The organism is Pseudomonas palmensis, from assembly GCF_049942755.1.
In the GTDB taxonomy this organism is placed as follows: domain Bacteria; phylum Pseudomonadota; class Gammaproteobacteria; order Pseudomonadales; family Pseudomonadaceae; genus Aquipseudomonas; species Aquipseudomonas palmensis.
Genome location: NZ_CP187958.1, coordinates 4,705,882 through 4,721,406 on the forward strand (window position 1 = coordinate 4,705,882; position 15,525 = coordinate 4,721,406).

Below are 15,525 nucleotides of genomic sequence, written 5' to 3' on the forward strand. Positions count from 1 at the left end.
TGCAGCAGGCATTGGCCAGAGAGGCAACCATGTCGTCCCTACAAGAAAAACCGCAACGCTCGCTCAAGCACGGCCTGACCTCGCGTCAGGTCTCGATGATCTCCATCGCCGGCATCATCGGCGCCGGTTTGTTCATCGGTTCGTCCAACGCCATCGCCAAGGCCGGTCCGGCCATCCTCATCTCCTACATGATTACCGGCCTGCTGGTGCTGCTGGTGATGCGCATGCTCGGCGAAATGGCCATCGCCGACCCCAACAGCGGCTCGTTCTCCACCTATGCAGGGCGGGCCATCGGGCCATGGGCAGGCTTCACCATCGGCTGGCTGTACTGGTGGTTCTGGGTACTGATCATTCCGGTGGAGGCAATCGCCGGTGCCGACATCCTGCACGCCTGGTACCCCGACGTGCCGTCCTGGGCCTTTGCCTTCCTGATCATGATCGTGCTGTCGTGCAGCAACCTGATCAGCGTGAAGAACTTCGGCAAGTTCGAGTACTGGTTCGCCCTGGTCAAGGTGGTGGCGATCATCGGCTTTTTGGTGGTGTGCCTGATGGGGGTGAGCGGTGTATGGCCGCTGGCGCAGACCTCGGGCGTCGAGAACCTGTGGTCCAATGGCGGCTTCATGCCCAACGGCTTCGGCGCCGTGCTGGCCGGCGTGCTGGTGACCATCTTCTCGTTCTTCGGTGCCGAGATCGTCACCATTGCCGCCGACGAAACCGCCAACCCGAAAGACAAGATCCGCCGCGCCACCAACCTGGTGGTGTACCGCATCGCGATCTTCTACGTGTTCTCGATCTTCTTCATCGTCGCGCTGGTGCCGTGGAATGACCCGCGCCTGCTGCAGGTGGGTTCGTTCCAGCGCGCGCTGGAAATCCTCAACGTGCCGGGTGCCAAGTTTCTGATCGACGTGGTGGTGCTGGTGGCGGTGACCAGTTGCATGAACTCGGGGCTGTACACTGCTTCGCGCATGCTCTATTCGCTGGGCGCACGGGGTGAGGCGCACCCGCTGACCAAGCGTATTTCCGGCAGTGGCGTGCCCACCGTGGCGGTGTTGCTGTCGACCCTGGCCGGGTTTGTCGGTTGCTTCGTGAACTTCGCCTTCCCGGGCAAGGTGTTCGGCTTCCTGCTGTCGACCACCGGGGCCATCGCGCTGCTGGTGTACCTGGTGATTGCCGTGTCGCAGCTGCGCATGCGTGCCATCGTCGAGCGCGAGGGCACCGAGCTGGCGTTCAAGATGTGGCTGTTCCCGTGGCTGACCTGGCTGGTGATCGTGGTGATTTCGCTGGTGCTGGGCTACATGCTGTTCAGCCCCGACTACCGCTACGAGACCTTGATGACGGCGGCGGTGACGGCGTTGATCCTGGGCATCGCGTTCTACCGCAAGCGGGCGCGTATCGAGCATCAGCCGCAGGCGATGACCGACCAGGGTTAGCGCGCGCTGCGCACTCGATCGCCGGCAAGGCCGGCTCCTGCAGGATCATCGTGACCCCTGCAGGAGCCGGCGAAGACGTCGCCACAGGCCTCAGCCGAAAATGTCGCGCACGCTGCTGCGATAGAACTCGAACGCCGCCAGCGCCCCATCCACCGCCTGGCGCTCCTGTTCCTCACTCAGCACCAGTGCATCGATCAACCCCACGAACTGGCGCCACTGCAGCGCACGCCCGTCCGGGTGCGGCGCCAGATGCCGGGCGCCACGCTGCGCGCCCAGCCCCAGTTGCTGGGTCTGCCTGAACAGAAACGCCGCCCCCAGGTTCGAGCCCTCGCTGCAGTACAGCCAGCCCAGTGCTTCAGCTGGCGCAGACAGCTGCACAGGGGCCGGTACACCGGGCACCGGCAGGCCAAGGTCGCGCAGGTCGGCCTGCACTGCCTCGAACCGCGACAGCGCCGCCAGCCCGGGCAATGTGCGGTTCAACTGCGCATCGCCATACAAGGCTTGAAGGCTGCCATGAAAGCGGTGCTGCACTTGCAGAAACAATGCATAGCGCTCGCGGCTCTCGAACGGTCGAACGCCCAGCACCAGCGTATCGACACTGTCGTGCTCGCGGCGGCTGGCGGCCTTGAGGCGTTGGCAGCGGCCGGTTTCGGGCGCAGGGGAGGCGGGGGCATTCATGGTCGGGGTCTCATGTCGGCAGTGAGCAGGCATTGGTAATGCCAATGCCTAGACTCTCTCGCGCCATCGTCGTTCCGTGCAGCATCCGGCCTGCCAGGCGAGCGTCTTCAATGCGTGGATCTGCAATGGCATCTTCATCCCGGGTCATTCGTCTCTGAACTGCATTCGTGGGCGTCATGGCCGGCGGATGCTTGCATGCGCTCCAGGTACGGTCAAGCGCCGCGCAGGGCGGGTAGATGCGGGGTTGAGCAGGGATGTCGAGCAGGCCCCTGCACCCGCAGCGCGGGCGCAGGGGCTGCCAGGTTCATGCCGGTGCGGCGGCTGTCTTGACTGCCCGCGGCTTGCGCAGCTGTTCCAGGCGTGAACCGCTGTAGGTGGTCTCGCGGAAGAACTTCCAGCGCCCGAACAGGCAGTACACGTGCGCCACGCGCCCCTGTTCGTGATAACCCATGCGCAGGTGCAGCTTCATGGCCGGTACGTTGTGCGTCTCGACCACGTCCACCACCTTGTTGCAGCCCTGGGCCTGCATGGCCGCCCACAGGTTGACCTGGGCATCCACCGACAGCCTGGTGCCGAAGTACGACGGGGTCATCTCGCCGCCGAACTCGAAGAACTCGCCCTCCTTGACCGGGAAGGTGCAGCCGTAATAGTGACGGTCCAGGTAGTCGCGCTTGCTGCCCCAGATGAACGCCACCGCATTGTCGGCATCGTCCAGGTACATGTGCCCGGTGTGGCCTTCGCGGGCAAGCTCGGCCATGGTTTGCACACGGTCGCCGAAGTGGCGGGCAAAGGCGACGGCGTTGTCCTCGGTGATGGTCACCAGGCGCACCGGCTTGTGCGGTCGCAGGTTGTGCGGCGGTACCGCACTGACCAGGTCGCGCTCCATCCACAGCAGTTCCCAGTGATAGAACACATGGCGTTCCCAGAGGGTTCTGGCGACGCGGCGAAGGCCTTTTCTTCTGATCTTGTCGCGCACGTTCTGCAAAGCACCCATGGTGCCTCCTTGCCGGATAGGGCGGATGAAACGGTGGGTTTGATGAAATCTTTTTCATGGTATAGCCCAGCGTTTTGACGGCGTGTCAAAAAGCCATCGCAGCGGTTGTTTCAAAATATGTGTAACAAGGGTGAACCGCTCTACACCGGAGGTTACCGGCATAGAGCAGTTGATCGGAAAGGTCTGTCGCTTTTTTGACGATTTAATGGCGCCTGAATCAAGGCGCGGTTCTGCTCAGGCGATGAAGGTGTCAGGGGCCCGTGGCCGGGCCCGCGGCGCCAGGTGAGCGAGGCGCTTGCCGCTGTAGTGGGTGGTGCGCGAGAACCGCCAGCAACCGAACACTCTGTAGGCGTGGGTGATGCGACCCTGTTCCTGATAATCCAGCTGCAGGTGCATCTTCACCGCCTGCACGTTGTCCAGCGCCACCACATTGACGATGCGCGTACACCCCTTGGCCAGCATGGCGGACCACAGGTCGAGCTGGGCCTGGGTCGACAGGCCTGTACCGAAGTAGGCGCGGTCGACTTCCCCGGCAAACTGGAAGTATTCGCCCGGCTGCACCGGGAAGGTGCAGCCGTAGTAATGGCGGTCGTGGTAATCGCGGGTGCTGGCCCACACCATCGCCACCGCGTTGCCGTGGCTGTCCACGTACATGTGGCCGGTGTGGCCCTGTTCGGCGAGGTCGGTCATGGCCTGCACCTGGCCAGGGAAGTAACGGCTGAAGGCCTCGGTATTGTGGGGTGTTATCGCTACCAGATGCACTGGCGGGCAGGTACGCCTGCGTTGCGCGGCGACGGGCGCAAGGGGGCTGCGCTGCAACCACACCAGTTGCCAGTGCGAGAAGATGTAGCGGCGCCACAGCGGGCGAAGCGCACGCAGCAAGCCTTTTTGTCTGATGCGCTGGTGGGCGATTTCGATCAATTGCATGAGAACTCCGACAGGTTTTATTCCAGGAGCTCCGATTAGGCGTCCACCGGCAGTTGCATGCCATCGGCCTTCTCTACAGCCCCGGTAAGCTGAAGGTCATGCGCGCTGCATGACCTTGCAACCCGGGGCGTAGGCGCTCAGGCGTCGGTGTCGTGCAGCTGCGGCGCCGGCTCGCTGTCGGCCTTGCGTCTGGCCCGCGGGGCCAGGTGGGCCAGGCGTGAGCCGCTGTAGTGGGTCACGCGGGAGAAGTACCAGCGCCCGAAGAACCTGTACGCGTGGGTGATGCGACCCTGTTCGTGGTAGTCCAGGTGCAGGTGCATCTTGACTGCCTGTGCGTTGTCCAGCGCCACCACCACCACGATGCGCGTGCAGCCTTTGGCGAGCATGGCCTCCCACAGCTCGGTCTGCACCCGCGTGGACAGGCCGGTGCCGAAGTAGGCGCGCTCGACTTCGCCGGCGAACTGGAAGTATTCGCCGGGCTGTACCGGGAAGGTGCAGCCGTAGTAGTGCCGGTCGTGATAGTCACGGGTGCTGGCCCACACCATCGCCACCGCGTCACCGGCTTCGTCCAGGTACATGTGGCCGGTGTGGCCTTCGCGTGCAAGGTCGTTCATGGCCTGCAACTGGCCGGGGAAATGGCGCGCGAACGCGTCGGTGTTGCTCGGGGTGATCTGGACGAGCCGCACGGGAGGGCAGGGGCGGGTGCGTTGTCGAGGCACCCTGGCCAACGGGTCGCGGTCCAGCCACACCAGTTGCCAGTGCTGGAACACGTGGCGTTGCCATAGCGGGCGCAAGGCGCGACGCAGGCCTTTTTGTCTGAGACGTTGGAGCAGTTGCGAAACTAGGCGCATACGGCCTCCTGGCAGATCCGGTACTCAAGGGACCCCGATTAGGCGTGTGTCGGTAAACCCTGACCATCGGACAATGCTGCAGCCCTTGTCAGGCTTTGCACTACTACGGGCTCATGACAAAGACACTGCATGTCCGTGGCAAGTTTCATCGGTGGGGCCGGCGCGGCGCGGCGAGCGTTATTGTCGCCCCCCCGACGCATGACGTACCATCGGGCCTGCGACCCGCACCTACCTATAACAACCTTCTGCAGCGCAACACCCAGGCCGCCGGCCCAGGGGTGGCTTTTGCCTGCGCGCCTTTTGCCGCGCAGGTTTCATTGAACCCAGGGTCGCGTCTGACGCGCCCGCCCCGGAGCCTTGCCCCGTCCGATGAACAACCCCGCAGATACCCGTAATGGCAGTTGGCTCAGCGTTTTCGCGCTGGCCCTGGCTGCATTCATCTTCAACACCACTGAGTTCGTGCCGGTGGCCCTGCTCAGCGATATCGGCCGCAGCTTCGACATGCCCACCGCCCAGGTCGGGCTGATGCTGACCATCTATGCCTGGGTGGTGTCGCTGGCCTCGCTGCCGATGATGCTGATGACCCGCAACATCGAGCGGCGCAAGCTGCTGGCGTTCCTGTTCGTGCTGTTCATTGCCAGCCATGTGCTGTCGAGCATGGCCACCAGCTTCGGCATGCTGCTGTTCAGCCGCATCGGTATCGCACTGGCCCACGCGGTGTTCTGGGCCATCACCGCGTCGCTGGCGGTGCGGGTGGCGCCGCCGGGCAAGCAGGCCAAGGCCCTCGGGGTGCTGGCCACCGGCACCACCCTGGCCATGGTGCTGGGCATTCCGCTGGGGCGAGTGGTGGGCGAGGCGCTGGGCTGGCGCACCACTTTCATGGGCATCGCCGGGGTCTCGGTACTGACTTTGCTTTGGCTGATGCGCTCGCTGCCGCGCCTGCCCAGCCAGAACTCCGGTTCGCTGCGCAGCCTGCCGATGCTGCTCAAGCGGCCGGCGCTGCTCTCGGTGTATGCGTTGGTGGTGCTGGGCATCACCGCGCAGTTCACCGCCTACAGCTACATCGAGCCGTTCAGCCAGCAGGTGGCGGCGATGAGCGGCGAAATGACCACCATCCTGCTGTTGCTGTATGGCGGGGCGGGCATCTTCGGCTCGATCCTGTTCAGTCGCTACAGCGAACGTTTCCCGCGGGGGTTCGCGATTGGCGCCATCGGCGCCATCGCCCTGAGCCTGTTGCTGCTGGCCCCGCTGGCAGTCAACCCGACCCTGCTCTGCGCGCTGAGCATGGTGTGGGGCATGGCGATCATGTGTTTCAGCCTGGCCCTGCAATCGAAGGTGCTGGTGCTGGCTTCCGATGCCACCGACGTGGCCATGGCCATGTTCTCGGGGCTGTACAACGTGGGCATCGGTGGCGGGGCATTGCTGGGCAGCCTGGTCAGCACCCACATGGGCCTTGGCGACATCGGCCTGGTGGGCGGCGCGGTCGCGGTCAGCGGCCTGGTGCTGTGTTGTGTGACCACCTACCGCTATGCCGGGGTGCTGGGCGCCGACAAACCGGCGTAAGCACCTCACCAGGGGCGCAGGCCCCGCTCGCTGAAGTAGCGCTCCACGGCGGCGGTGGAGGCCGAGGGTTCGGCCAGCGCCACGTAGCTGTCGGGGCGCAGCAGGTACAGCGCGTTGCGTGCCAGGCCGGCGGCCGTGCAGGCGGCCGACCAGGGGTAAACCTGCAGTGGCAGCTGGCGTGCGGCGCACCAGGCGCTCAGTTCCTTGCTGGCCAGGCCGTACACGTGCACCTGCCAGCCCAGGTGCGACAGCGCGCTGAAATTGTCGTGTTCCTGCGTGACCACCCAGGGCAGGCGGTCGCCGCCCTGCACATGGCCGGCGCTGCCGAAGCTCAGCGGCATCAGGCGGTAATTCAGGCCCAGTTGCGAGACCGTGCGAAACAGCAGGCTGCGCGCCTTGGCGAATGCCGCCATGCGCGGTATCAGCACCGGTGCCAGGCGCGTACGCAACAGGTTGGCGATGCTGCCATCGGCGGTAGCGAAGGTGAACACCTGGTCGGTGGTGGCCACCAGGCGCCGGGCGAAGGCCATGCGCTCGACCGGGTAGCTGTCGAGCAGGTCGTCGTGGGCCTTGCCCTTGAGTACGCTGCACAGCTTCCAGGCCAGGTTGATTGCATCGCCGATGCCGGTGTTCATGCCCTGGCCGCCGGCCGGGCTGTGCACGTGCGCGGCGTCGCCGAGCAGGAAGGCGCGCTGCTGGCGGAAATGCCCGGCCACGCGATGGTGTACGCGGTAGGTGGAAAACCAGTTGACCTTGAGCACCTGCAGTTGCAGGTGCTCGATGGCGTGTTGGCTGACATCCTCGAAACGCAGTTGCTCGGGGTGTTCGGCGCGTGCGTCGCGCACCGTACCGATCAACCGCGCGCGGCCTGCGCCGGCCAGCGGGAACACCGCCAGAAAGTCCGCCTCGTCCAGGTCCACGTGCAGCTCGCCGTTCATGGGCGGGCCGCTGGCATCCACGTCGGCCACATAGAACAGCTGCTGGTAGGTGCCGCCGGGGAAGTCGACATGCAGGCCGTTGCGCACGCTCGAATGGGCGCCGTCGCAGCCGGCCAGGTAATGCGCCTCGCAGTCTTGCTCGCTGCCGTCGGGCAGGCGCAGGCGTGCGCTGACGGTGGTGTCGTGCTGGGTGAAACCGAGCAGTTCGGTGCTGCGTTCGACCTCCACGCCAAGGCCGCGCAGGCGCTCGATCAGCAGGTTCTCGTGCTGGTCCTGCGGGTAGATTTCGAGAAAGGGGTAGGGCGTGAGGTTGGCGCCGATGCTGTCCAAAGGCAGGCGTGCGGCGGGCTCGCCCTTGACCCAGAGGTTGGCGGCGGGCACCTGGTGGCCGGCGCCAACGACCGCGTCGGCCAGGTCCAGCTGGCGGTACAGCTCCAGGGTGCGGGCTTGCACGGCGAGCGCGCGGGAGGTGGTGCCGGCGGCGCTGGTCCTGTCGAGGATACGTACCGAGATGCCCAGCTTGCTCAGCCACAGGGCCAGGACCAGGCCGGTGGGCCCGGCGCCGATGATCAGGACGTCAGAGTGGGGCATGGCGCGGTCCTCCGGGAAGGTGCGGTGGCACTGACAAGTGTAGATGCAGGTGGCCACACCCCTCATCCAATTCGGTGTACCTTTGCATCCCCCCAACGCCCAGAGCACACCCATGATCGACTGGCTCAGCAACCACCCACACCACAGCGATACCCTGGCCCGCTGGCTGCACGAGCAGTTCGCCTACGAATACGCCGATGTACCGCTGGCCCAATGGCAACAGGAATTCGCCCATGGCCAGACTGACGGCAGCCTGTACAGCCTGCTGGCGCTGGATGACGGCAACCTGCTAGGCAGCGCTTCACTGGCGCGCGACGACCTGCCCCTGCGGCCCGACCTGAGCCCCTGGCTGGCCTGCGTGTTCGTCAGCCCGCAAGCCCGCGGCCAAGGCCTGGCCGAAACGCTGATCGAGGGCATCTGCACCAAGGCCAGGGCCCTGGGGCACACGCACCTCTACCTGCACACCCACGACCGCGCCGAGTACTACCACAAGCGGGGGTGGCAGTACCTCGAGCAGTTCCAGGCCTGGGGCAAATCACACTGGCTGATGCAGTACCCGCTCTAGCCCGGGAACAGAAACGGGTTCACGCCGCTGCGATCGAACCCCTGGCGCTCCACCTCGGCATCCAGCGCGATCGAGGCCAGGTCATCGGCCACCAGCTCAAGGTCGCGCTCGTGCTCGGGGTAGAACACCTTCAGGTAGCTGTGGCAGTCGTCGCAGCTCTCGGCCTTGATCGCGGTTTCATGGGTATCCAGCGACCAGTAGTCCAGGCTGCCGGTCTCTTCGCAGTTGCTGCACTTGAGCCGCACCATGTGCCAGCGGCTCTCGCACAACCCGCAGTGCAGGTAGCGCAGCCCGGCCTGGGCACCGGTCATGATCACGCTGGCCACCGGCGCCCCGGTGCACACCGGGCAATGCTGGCGCTGCTCGCCCACGCCGGCATTGCCGATGGCGGGCAGGTGCGCCGCCAGCTGGGTGAAGTACAGCGACAGGGCCGCCCACAGGAACAGCGCCTGACCGCTGTCGATCTCGCTGAAGCGGCCTGCCAGCAATGCATCGGCCGCCACGTCCAGGGCGGCCTCGCCCTGCGCGCACAGGCCCTGCAGGGTGGCGTGTTCGATGTGTTCGCCAAGCCCGCGCAACAGTTGCTGCCAGTAGGCATCGCGCGGCAGGCTGGCCCAGGCCAGCGGCGCCTTGCCGGCGGCTACCCGCCCGGCCAGGCTGCTCACCAGCGTTGCCGGCAGCGGCAGGCGTTCGAGCAATTGCTGCTGGGCATCGGCCACCTGTGCCACGAACCGCAGGTAGTCGGCCATCGGGTGCCCCTCGGCCAGCTGACGCAGGCGCGTGGCGCGCTGGCGGTAGCGCTCGCCCAGGGTCGGCAGCAGCACGGCAGGTATTTCGCCAACGCCGGCGCTACGCTGCTCGGCAGGGGTCATCTGGATGCTGTTCATTGCTGCTTGCCACTCCCGCTCTGCTTGTTGCTGATCTGCCGGTACCAGCGGTCATGGTGGGTCTTGGCCCAGCTGCGGCTCACATACCCGGTGACCATGCCGCGAATCGAACCCTTGACCCAGAACGCCAGGTACGCATGGCCGATGATCAGCAGGATCAGGCAGATGCCGGCAATGGCGTGTACCAGCAGGCCGATGCGAATCGACGGGATGCTGAACCACGGCGCGAAGTAAGGCCGCCAGATCACCACGCCACTGACCAGCAGCACGCTGATCAGGCCCATGATTCCCCAGAACAGGATCTTCTGCCCGGCGTTGTACTTGCCGATCTGCAGCGCCGGCTCGTGCTCGCCGGCCAGCACCTGGCGCACGTTCCTGAACCACGCGAGGTCTTCACGTTCGGGCAGGTTGTACTTGACGAAGCGCACGAACAGGAACGCCAGCAGCAGGAACACCACCACCCCGAAGAACGGGTGCAGGATGCGCGCCAGCTGCGGGGTGCCGAACACGGCGTTGAGCCCGTTGAGCGACGGGAAGAACCACGACAGCCCCGACAGGGCCACGGCAAGGAAGCACAGCACCATTACCCAGTGGCTGGCACGCTCGATGAAGCGGGTGCGCAGGATCAGTTTGTCCTTGTTCATGCGTGGGTGTCCTCCTCGTGTTTCTCGTCGGCTTCCTCGACCTCGTTCGGCCCCACGCCCACGTAGTGGAACAGGGTGCCGGCCAGGGTGGCGAAGAAGGCCACGGCCGCCACCGGCTTGAGCCAGCCCTTCCAGCCATGGATGGCGCTGCTGATGCGCGGGTCGGTGGGCAGCTTGTGGTACAGGTGCGGCTTGTCGGCGTGCTGCAGCACGTACACCACGTGGGTGCCGCCCACGCCCTGCGGGTCGTAGATGCCGGCGCCGGCAAAGCCGCGGCCCTGCAGCTCGGTCACGCGCTCGCTGGCCTGGTGCAGCATGTCCTGCTTGCTGCCGAAGTTGATCGCCCCGGTGGGGCAGGTCTTGACGCAGGCCGGCTCCTGGCCGACCGACACGCGGTCCACGCACAGGGTGCACTTGTAGGCCTTGTTGTCCTTCTTGCTGATGCGCGGCACATCGAACGGGCAGCCGGCGATGCAGTAGCCGCAGCCGATGCAGTGGTCGGACTGGAAGTCGACGATGCCGTTGGCGTACTGGATGATCGCCCCCGGTTGCGGGCAGGCCTTCAGGCAGCCCGGGTCGGCGCAGTGCATGCAGCCGTCCTTGCGGATCAGCCATTCGAGCTTGCCGCTTTCATCTTCGACTTCATCGAAGCGCATCAGCGTCCAGGTTTCGGCCGACAGGTCGGCCGGGTTGTCGTACACGCCGACGTTGTGGCCGACCTCGTCGCGCAGGTCGTTCCACTCGTTGCAGGCCACCTGGCAGGCCTTGCAGCCGATGCAGATGCTCACGTCGATCAGCTTGGCCACTTCGGCCTGGTGGTCGCGCGCACGCGGCGCCGGGGTCAGCACGTTGGTGGCCGAGCGCTTGATGATGTCTTGGGATTGCATGGACATGAAGTTCGCTCCCTCAGGCCTTTTCGATGTTCACGAGAAACGCCTTGTATTCCGGCGTGTGGGTATTGGAATCGCCCACCCCCGGGGTCAGGGTATTGGCCAGAAAGCCCTTGCGCGTGGTGCCTTCATAGCCCCAGTGGCAGGGGATGCCGATGGTGTCGACGTCCTGCCCGTCGATGGCCAGGCGGCGGATGCGCTTGGTCACCACGGCCTTGGCCTTGATGTAGCCACGCTGGGTGCTGACGCGCACCAGGTCGCCCTGCACGATGCCCTTGTCGGCGGCCAGCTTCTCGCCGATCTCGATGAACTGCTCGGGCTGCACGATGGCGTTGAGCCGCGCATGCTTGGTCCAGTGGCGGAACAGCTCGGTGATCGAGTAGGTGGTGGCCACATACGGGAACTGCTCGCGGCTGCCCATGCGCTTGCGATCGCTTTCGTACACCCGCGCGGTGGGGCTGTAGGTCACGTTCGGGTGCAGCGGGTTGTTCGCCAGCGGGCTTTCGGTGGGCTCGTAGTGTTCGGGGAACGGCCCGTCGTTCATCGCGCCCACCGAGAACAGCCGGCCCAGGCCTTCAGGCAGCATGATGAACGGGTTGGTGTTGCTGCCCGGTGCAGCGGTGACGGCGAAGTCCGGCACGTCCACGCCGCTCCAGCGCGCCCCGTCCCAGCCGATCAGCTTGCGCTTGGGGTCCCACGGCTTGCCCTGGGGGTCGGCCGAGGCGCGGTTGTAGAGAATGCGCCGGTTCTGCGGCCACGCCCAGGCCCAGCCCGGGGTGCAGCCCAGGCCGCTGTCGGCGTTGTCGCGCCGTGCCATCTGGTTGCCCTTTTCGGTCCAGGAGCCGGCGAAGATCCAGTTGAAGCTGGCAGTGGTGCCGTCGTCGCGCAACTGCGAGAAGTCGTCGAGCAACTGGCCCTTGCGCAGAATCAGGTTGCCCTGTTCGTCGTGCAGGTCGGCCAGGGCGCGGCCGTTGGATTCCTTGGCCACTTCCTCGGGCTTGGGGTCGAACGGGTCGGCGTAGTCCCAGGCCATGTTGAGGATCGGCGCGGGGTTGGCACCGCCTTCCTTCTCGTACAGCTCGCGGATCTTCAGGAACAGGTGGCCGAGGATCTTGCCGTCGTGCCAGGCCTCTCCGGGCGGCGCAGCGCCGGCCCAGTGCCATTGCAGCCAGCGCCCGGAGTTGACGATCGAGCCGTCTTCCTCGGCAAAGCAGGAGGAGGGCAGGCGGAACACTTCGGTCTGGATCGCCGCGGTGTCCACGTCGTGCTCCTCGCCGTGGTTCTGCCAGAAGCTCGAGGTCTCGGTGGCCAGCGGGTCGATGATCACCAGGAACTTGAGTTTCTCCAGCGCGGCCTGGGCCTTGTTCTTGTCCGGGAACGCCGCCACCGGGTTGAAGCCCTGGGCGATGTAGCCGTTGACCTTGCCCTCGTACATGCGGTTGCTGTAGTTGAGCACGTCGTAGCTGTCGTCCCACTTGGGCAGCCAGTCGAAGCCCCAGTCGTTGTCCTTGGTGGCCTTGTCGCCCCACAGGCTCTTCATCAGGCTGACGAAGAACTTGGGGGTGTGCTTGTAGTAGTTGACCTGGTCGGGCAGCACCGCGCTGGGCGTGGTCTGCTTGAGGTAGGTGGCCAGGTCGGTCTGCGCATCCGATGGCAGGTTCATGTAGCCGGGCAGGCGCAGCGAGAGCAGGCCCAGGTCGGTGTAGCCCTGGATGTTGGAGTGGCCGCGCAGGGCGTTGACCCCGCCACCGGCCATGCCGATGTTGCCCAGCAGCAGCTGGATCATGCCCGAGCCTCGGATCATCTGCGCGCCGTTGGTGTGGTGGGTCCAGCCCAGGGCGTAGAGGAAGGTGGCGGTCTTGTCCGGGGCACTGGTGGTGCCGAGGATCTCGCAGATCTGCAGGAAGTCGGCCTTGGGCGTGCCGCAGATGTTGGTGACCATGTCCGGGGTGTAGCGGCTGACGTGGGCCTTGAGCAGGTTCCACACGCAGCGCGGGTGGCTCAGGGTCATGTCGCGCCTGGCGAAGCCGTCGGCGTCCAGCTCGTAGGTCCAGGAGCTGCGATCGTAACTGCGCTTGGCCGGGTCGTAGCCGCTGAACAGGCCGTCGTCGAAGCTGTAGTCCTCGCGCACGATCAGGCTGGCGTTGGTGTAGGCGCGCACGTAGTCGTGCTGGATCTTGTCGTGGGTGATCAGGTAGTTGACCACGCCCATCAGGAAGGTCACGTCGGAGCCGGCGCGGATCGGCGAGTAGATGTCGGCCACGGCGGCGCTGCGGTTGAAGCGCGGGTCCACCACGATGACCTTGGCGCCATTGCGGATCTTGGCCTCGATCACCCACTTGAAGCCCACCGGGTGCGCCTCGGCGGGGTTGCCGCCCATGATCAGCACCACGTTGGCGTTCTTGATGTCGACCCAGTTGTTGGTCATGGCGCCGCGCCCGAAGGTCGGCGCCAGGGCCGAGACGGTAGGGGCGTGGCACACACGGGCCTGGCTGTCGGTGCCCAGGATGCCCAGGGCGCGGGTGAAGCGCTGGTCCAGCGAGCCTGTTTCGCTGCTGGCGGCCGAGCTGCACAGCATGCCGGTGCTCAGCCAGCGGTTGACCGTGGTGCCCTTGTCGTTCTTCTCGATGAAGTTGGCGTCACGGTCGTCCTTCATCAGGCGTGCGATGCGCTCGATGGCGTGATCCCAGCTGATGCGCTGCCATTTGTCCGAGCCAGGGGCGCGGTATTCGGGGTAGAGCAGGCGTTGTTCGCTGTGGATGTAGTCCACCAGGCCCGCGCCCTTGGGGCACAGCGAGCCGCGGCTGACCGGGTGATCGGGGTCGCCTTCGATGTGGAAGATACGCGCCTTGGCGTTCTTGGCGCCGTCGCCAAGGCTGTACATCAGCACGCCGCAACCCACCGAGCAGTAGGTGCAGTTGTTGCGGGTTTCCTTGGCGCGCAGCAGCTTGTACTGGCGTGATTGGGTGGCCTGGGCCATGCCCGGGGCGAAGCCCAGGCTGGCCGCAGTGGCGGTGGCAGCGCCGACGGTGCACAGCTTGAAGAACTGTCTTCTGCCCAGTCCCATGGTTATCTCCTTGTACAAACGAGCTCCAGAATCGGCCGCGCACGCGCAGGCCCGCCGAGATCAGCGTCAGGATCGGTAAGTGGTATGCAGGCTAGTCACAGAGGGTGCGCGCCAAGACCCTTTCTATCGTGGGTGAATTGCGCGCATTCGGGGGCAGTTTATGCCCTTACTTAATTTGTGACTAATCGACCTTGTCGATGAACCTATAGAGGGATTCGATTGTTTGGCACTCAGCGCGAGAGGTCGGCGGGGATCATCGCGGTATCGATCACGATATCCACGGGCGCGGTGACGATAAACGCCAGCGGGCACACGATCAGCGGCCAGCAGAACTGCGCCGAGGTGGCGCTGAACAGGAACGAGAAGTTGTTGCGCACGCCCCGGTACATGCCTGGGGATGCACATTCGGCGCAGTACCCACCGCGCATCATGGTGCCGCAGCTGGTGAGGGCGAGGGTGGAGACGATGAGGGCGAGCGAGAGGATTCGGATGGTGCTGTTCCTTGGCACAGGGGGGAGGGTCCGTTTTTCTGCGCGGCATTCTCTCACCGGGGGCCGGGGCAATGCTACAGTCGCTCCTTTTTCAATCAGCAGGCCAGGCCTCTTCGCTGGCAAGGCCAGCTTCTACAGGGCCAGCGAAGAGCCCGGTGCTGCCGACACACAACCAACGGGAGAGACAACCATGCGCGCAGCAATGCTATTGGGTACGGCACTGGTGCTGGCCGGATGCGCCTCGTCGACGATGAACCAGGCTCGCCTGGGCGCACCGCACAAGACCTTCACCTCGGCCAAGGCCGAGCCGCTGGTGGCCGAGTGCATCCAGTTCGGTTGGCAGGACGAAGCCGTCTTCGGCGTGGATGCCAGCGGCTACCTCGACGCCGGCCCCAACGGTGGGGCCACGGTGTCGACACGCGATGCCGAATACTTCGCCGATGTGCGCGCCGAAGCCGGCGGCACGGTGGTCAAGTTCTACACCCTCAAGGACGATGCATTGGCCCAGCGGCGCATGGCGGCGTTGGCCACCTGCCTCTAGCCACGCCCCTCGAAACGCCCGGTGATGCGCTCGCGCCAGCTCAGCGGGCGCGCAACGTGTTCATGCGCGCCGATCTCAACCAGGGTGAAGGCGCAGCGCACGATATCGCTCACTTCCTGATCGGCCAACCGTGCGCAGGCTTCGCGGTGCGCCTGTGCCTGATCGCGACCTGCCAGGCTGTGCACCTCGAAGCCAAGGTTGCGTTTGGTGATATGCCAGTGGTGAAACACAGCGACAAAGCGGCTCATGTGCGCCCCGCAGTCAGATCAGGGATGGGGTCATGCATGCAGCTTGCCCGTGATGCGCTCCAGCCAGCTCAGGCGCCGGGGCGCCAGGGCAGTGCTGGCAATCTCGATCACGGTGAAGTCGCAGGTCTGATCGTCCTGGTAGCCCTGTTCATTGCGTATGTCGCCCGCTTCAAGGTGCGCATCGGCATGATTGTCGCTGTGTAGCGCGTGCACCTTGAAG

The 15,525-nt window shown here is 65.4% G+C and carries 16 protein-coding genes; 4 read left to right on the plus strand and 12 right to left on the minus strand.

What is annotated here, in order from left to right:
• The first annotated feature begins 29 nt into the window (after positions 1–29).
• On the plus strand, positions 30–1,430 hold the full coding sequence (locus tag ACPRTJ_RS21750; protein ID WP_043862968.1) for an amino acid permease: 1,401 nt from the start codon (positions 30–32) through the stop codon (positions 1,428–1,430).
• Between the two features lie 90 nt (positions 1,431–1,520).
• On the opposite strand, the gene ACPRTJ_RS21755 is transcribed toward ACPRTJ_RS21750, so the two are convergent.
• The 4 genes from ACPRTJ_RS21755 to ACPRTJ_RS21770 all read right to left on the minus strand — a co-directional run bounded on the left by ACPRTJ_RS21755 (position 1,521) and on the right by ACPRTJ_RS21770 (position 4,880).
• Positions 1,521–2,108: a biliverdin-producing heme oxygenase gene (locus ACPRTJ_RS21755; RefSeq protein WP_054915401.1), complete on the minus strand. Its 588-nt coding sequence runs from the start codon at positions 2,106–2,108 to the stop codon at positions 1,521–1,523.
• A gap of 304 nt (positions 2,109–2,412) precedes the next feature.
• Complete coding sequence (locus ACPRTJ_RS21760; RefSeq protein ID WP_043862966.1) at positions 2,413–3,102, minus strand: hypothetical protein; 690 nt, start codon at positions 3,100–3,102, stop codon at positions 2,413–2,415.
• A 234-nt stretch (positions 3,103–3,336) separates the two neighbouring features.
• The gene (locus ACPRTJ_RS21765; protein ID WP_054915399.1) at positions 3,337–4,029 is read right to left on the minus strand and encodes a hypothetical protein; all 693 of its coding nucleotides are present in this window, start codon (positions 4,027–4,029) and stop codon (positions 3,337–3,339) included.
• Positions 4,030–4,166: 137 nt separating this feature from the next.
• On the minus strand, positions 4,167–4,880 hold the full coding sequence (locus tag ACPRTJ_RS21770) for a GNAT family N-acetyltransferase (RefSeq protein ID WP_229589264.1): 714 nt from the start codon (positions 4,878–4,880) through the stop codon (positions 4,167–4,169).
• A 369-nt stretch (positions 4,881–5,249) separates the two neighbouring features.
• On the opposite strand from ACPRTJ_RS21770, the gene ACPRTJ_RS21775 reads away from it, so the two are divergent.
• Positions 5,250–6,443 (plus strand): sugar transporter, encoded by a 1,194-nt coding sequence (locus ACPRTJ_RS21775; RefSeq protein WP_043862964.1) that lies wholly within the window; start codon positions 5,250–5,252, stop codon positions 6,441–6,443.
• Positions 6,444–6,448: 5 nt separating this feature from the next.
• On the opposite strand, the gene ACPRTJ_RS21780 is transcribed toward ACPRTJ_RS21775, so the two are convergent.
• Positions 6,449–7,972, minus strand: coding sequence for an FAD-dependent oxidoreductase (locus tag ACPRTJ_RS21780; RefSeq protein WP_426427285.1), 1,524 nt, complete (start codon positions 7,970–7,972; stop codon positions 6,449–6,451).
• A gap of 112 nt (positions 7,973–8,084) precedes the next feature.
• Between ACPRTJ_RS21780 and ACPRTJ_RS21785 the strand changes: the two genes are divergently transcribed.
• On the plus strand, positions 8,085–8,537 hold the full coding sequence (locus ACPRTJ_RS21785) for a GNAT family N-acetyltransferase (RefSeq protein WP_088515395.1): 453 nt from the start codon (positions 8,085–8,087) through the stop codon (positions 8,535–8,537).
• Here the strand turns inward: ACPRTJ_RS21785 and fdhE are convergent.
• The 5 genes from fdhE to ACPRTJ_RS21810 form a co-directional block, all read right to left on the minus strand.
• A complete protein-coding gene (gene fdhE / locus ACPRTJ_RS21790; protein WP_043862961.1) occupies positions 8,534–9,424 on the minus strand; it encodes a formate dehydrogenase accessory protein FdhE in 891 nt (296 codons plus the stop codon). The genes ACPRTJ_RS21785 and fdhE overlap by 4 nt on opposite strands.
• Positions 9,421–10,068: a formate dehydrogenase subunit gamma gene (locus ACPRTJ_RS21795; RefSeq protein ID WP_043862960.1), complete on the minus strand. Its 648-nt coding sequence runs from the start codon at positions 10,066–10,068 to the stop codon at positions 9,421–9,423. Before ACPRTJ_RS21795 ends, fdhE begins: the two co-directional genes overlap by 4 nt.
• Complete coding sequence (gene fdxH, locus ACPRTJ_RS21800) at positions 10,065–10,955, minus strand: formate dehydrogenase subunit beta (RefSeq protein WP_269210608.1); 891 nt, start codon at positions 10,953–10,955, stop codon at positions 10,065–10,067. Before fdxH ends, ACPRTJ_RS21795 begins: the two co-directional genes overlap by 4 nt.
• A gap of 19 nt (positions 10,956–10,974) precedes the next feature.
• Positions 10,975–14,025 carry a formate dehydrogenase-N subunit alpha gene (gene fdnG, locus ACPRTJ_RS21805; protein ID WP_078480172.1) on the minus strand — a complete coding sequence of 1,017 codons (3,051 nt, stop codon included), beginning with the start codon at positions 14,023–14,025 and terminating at the stop codon, positions 10,975–10,977.
• Positions 14,026–14,255: 230 nt separating this feature from the next.
• Positions 14,256–14,534 carry a YceK/YidQ family lipoprotein gene (locus tag ACPRTJ_RS21810; RefSeq protein ID WP_116054465.1) on the minus strand — a complete coding sequence of 93 codons (279 nt, stop codon included), beginning with the start codon at positions 14,532–14,534 and terminating at the stop codon, positions 14,256–14,258.
• A gap of 172 nt (positions 14,535–14,706) precedes the next feature.
• Between ACPRTJ_RS21810 and ACPRTJ_RS21815 the strand changes: the two genes are divergently transcribed.
• Positions 14,707–15,057 carry a hypothetical protein gene (locus tag ACPRTJ_RS21815; RefSeq protein WP_043862958.1) on the plus strand — a complete coding sequence of 117 codons (351 nt, stop codon included), beginning with the start codon at positions 14,707–14,709 and terminating at the stop codon, positions 15,055–15,057.
• Here ACPRTJ_RS21815 and ACPRTJ_RS21820 read toward each other — a convergent pair.
• The gene (locus ACPRTJ_RS21820) at positions 15,054–15,305 is read right to left on the minus strand and encodes a hypothetical protein (RefSeq protein WP_043862957.1); all 252 of its coding nucleotides are present in this window, start codon (positions 15,303–15,305) and stop codon (positions 15,054–15,056) included. The genes ACPRTJ_RS21815 and ACPRTJ_RS21820 overlap by 4 nt on opposite strands.
• 30 nt (positions 15,306–15,335) lie before the next feature.
• The gene (locus ACPRTJ_RS21825; RefSeq protein WP_146095039.1) at positions 15,336–15,518 is read right to left on the minus strand and encodes a hypothetical protein; all 183 of its coding nucleotides are present in this window, start codon (positions 15,516–15,518) and stop codon (positions 15,336–15,338) included.
• Between the last annotated feature and the right edge of the window lie 7 nt (positions 15,519–15,525).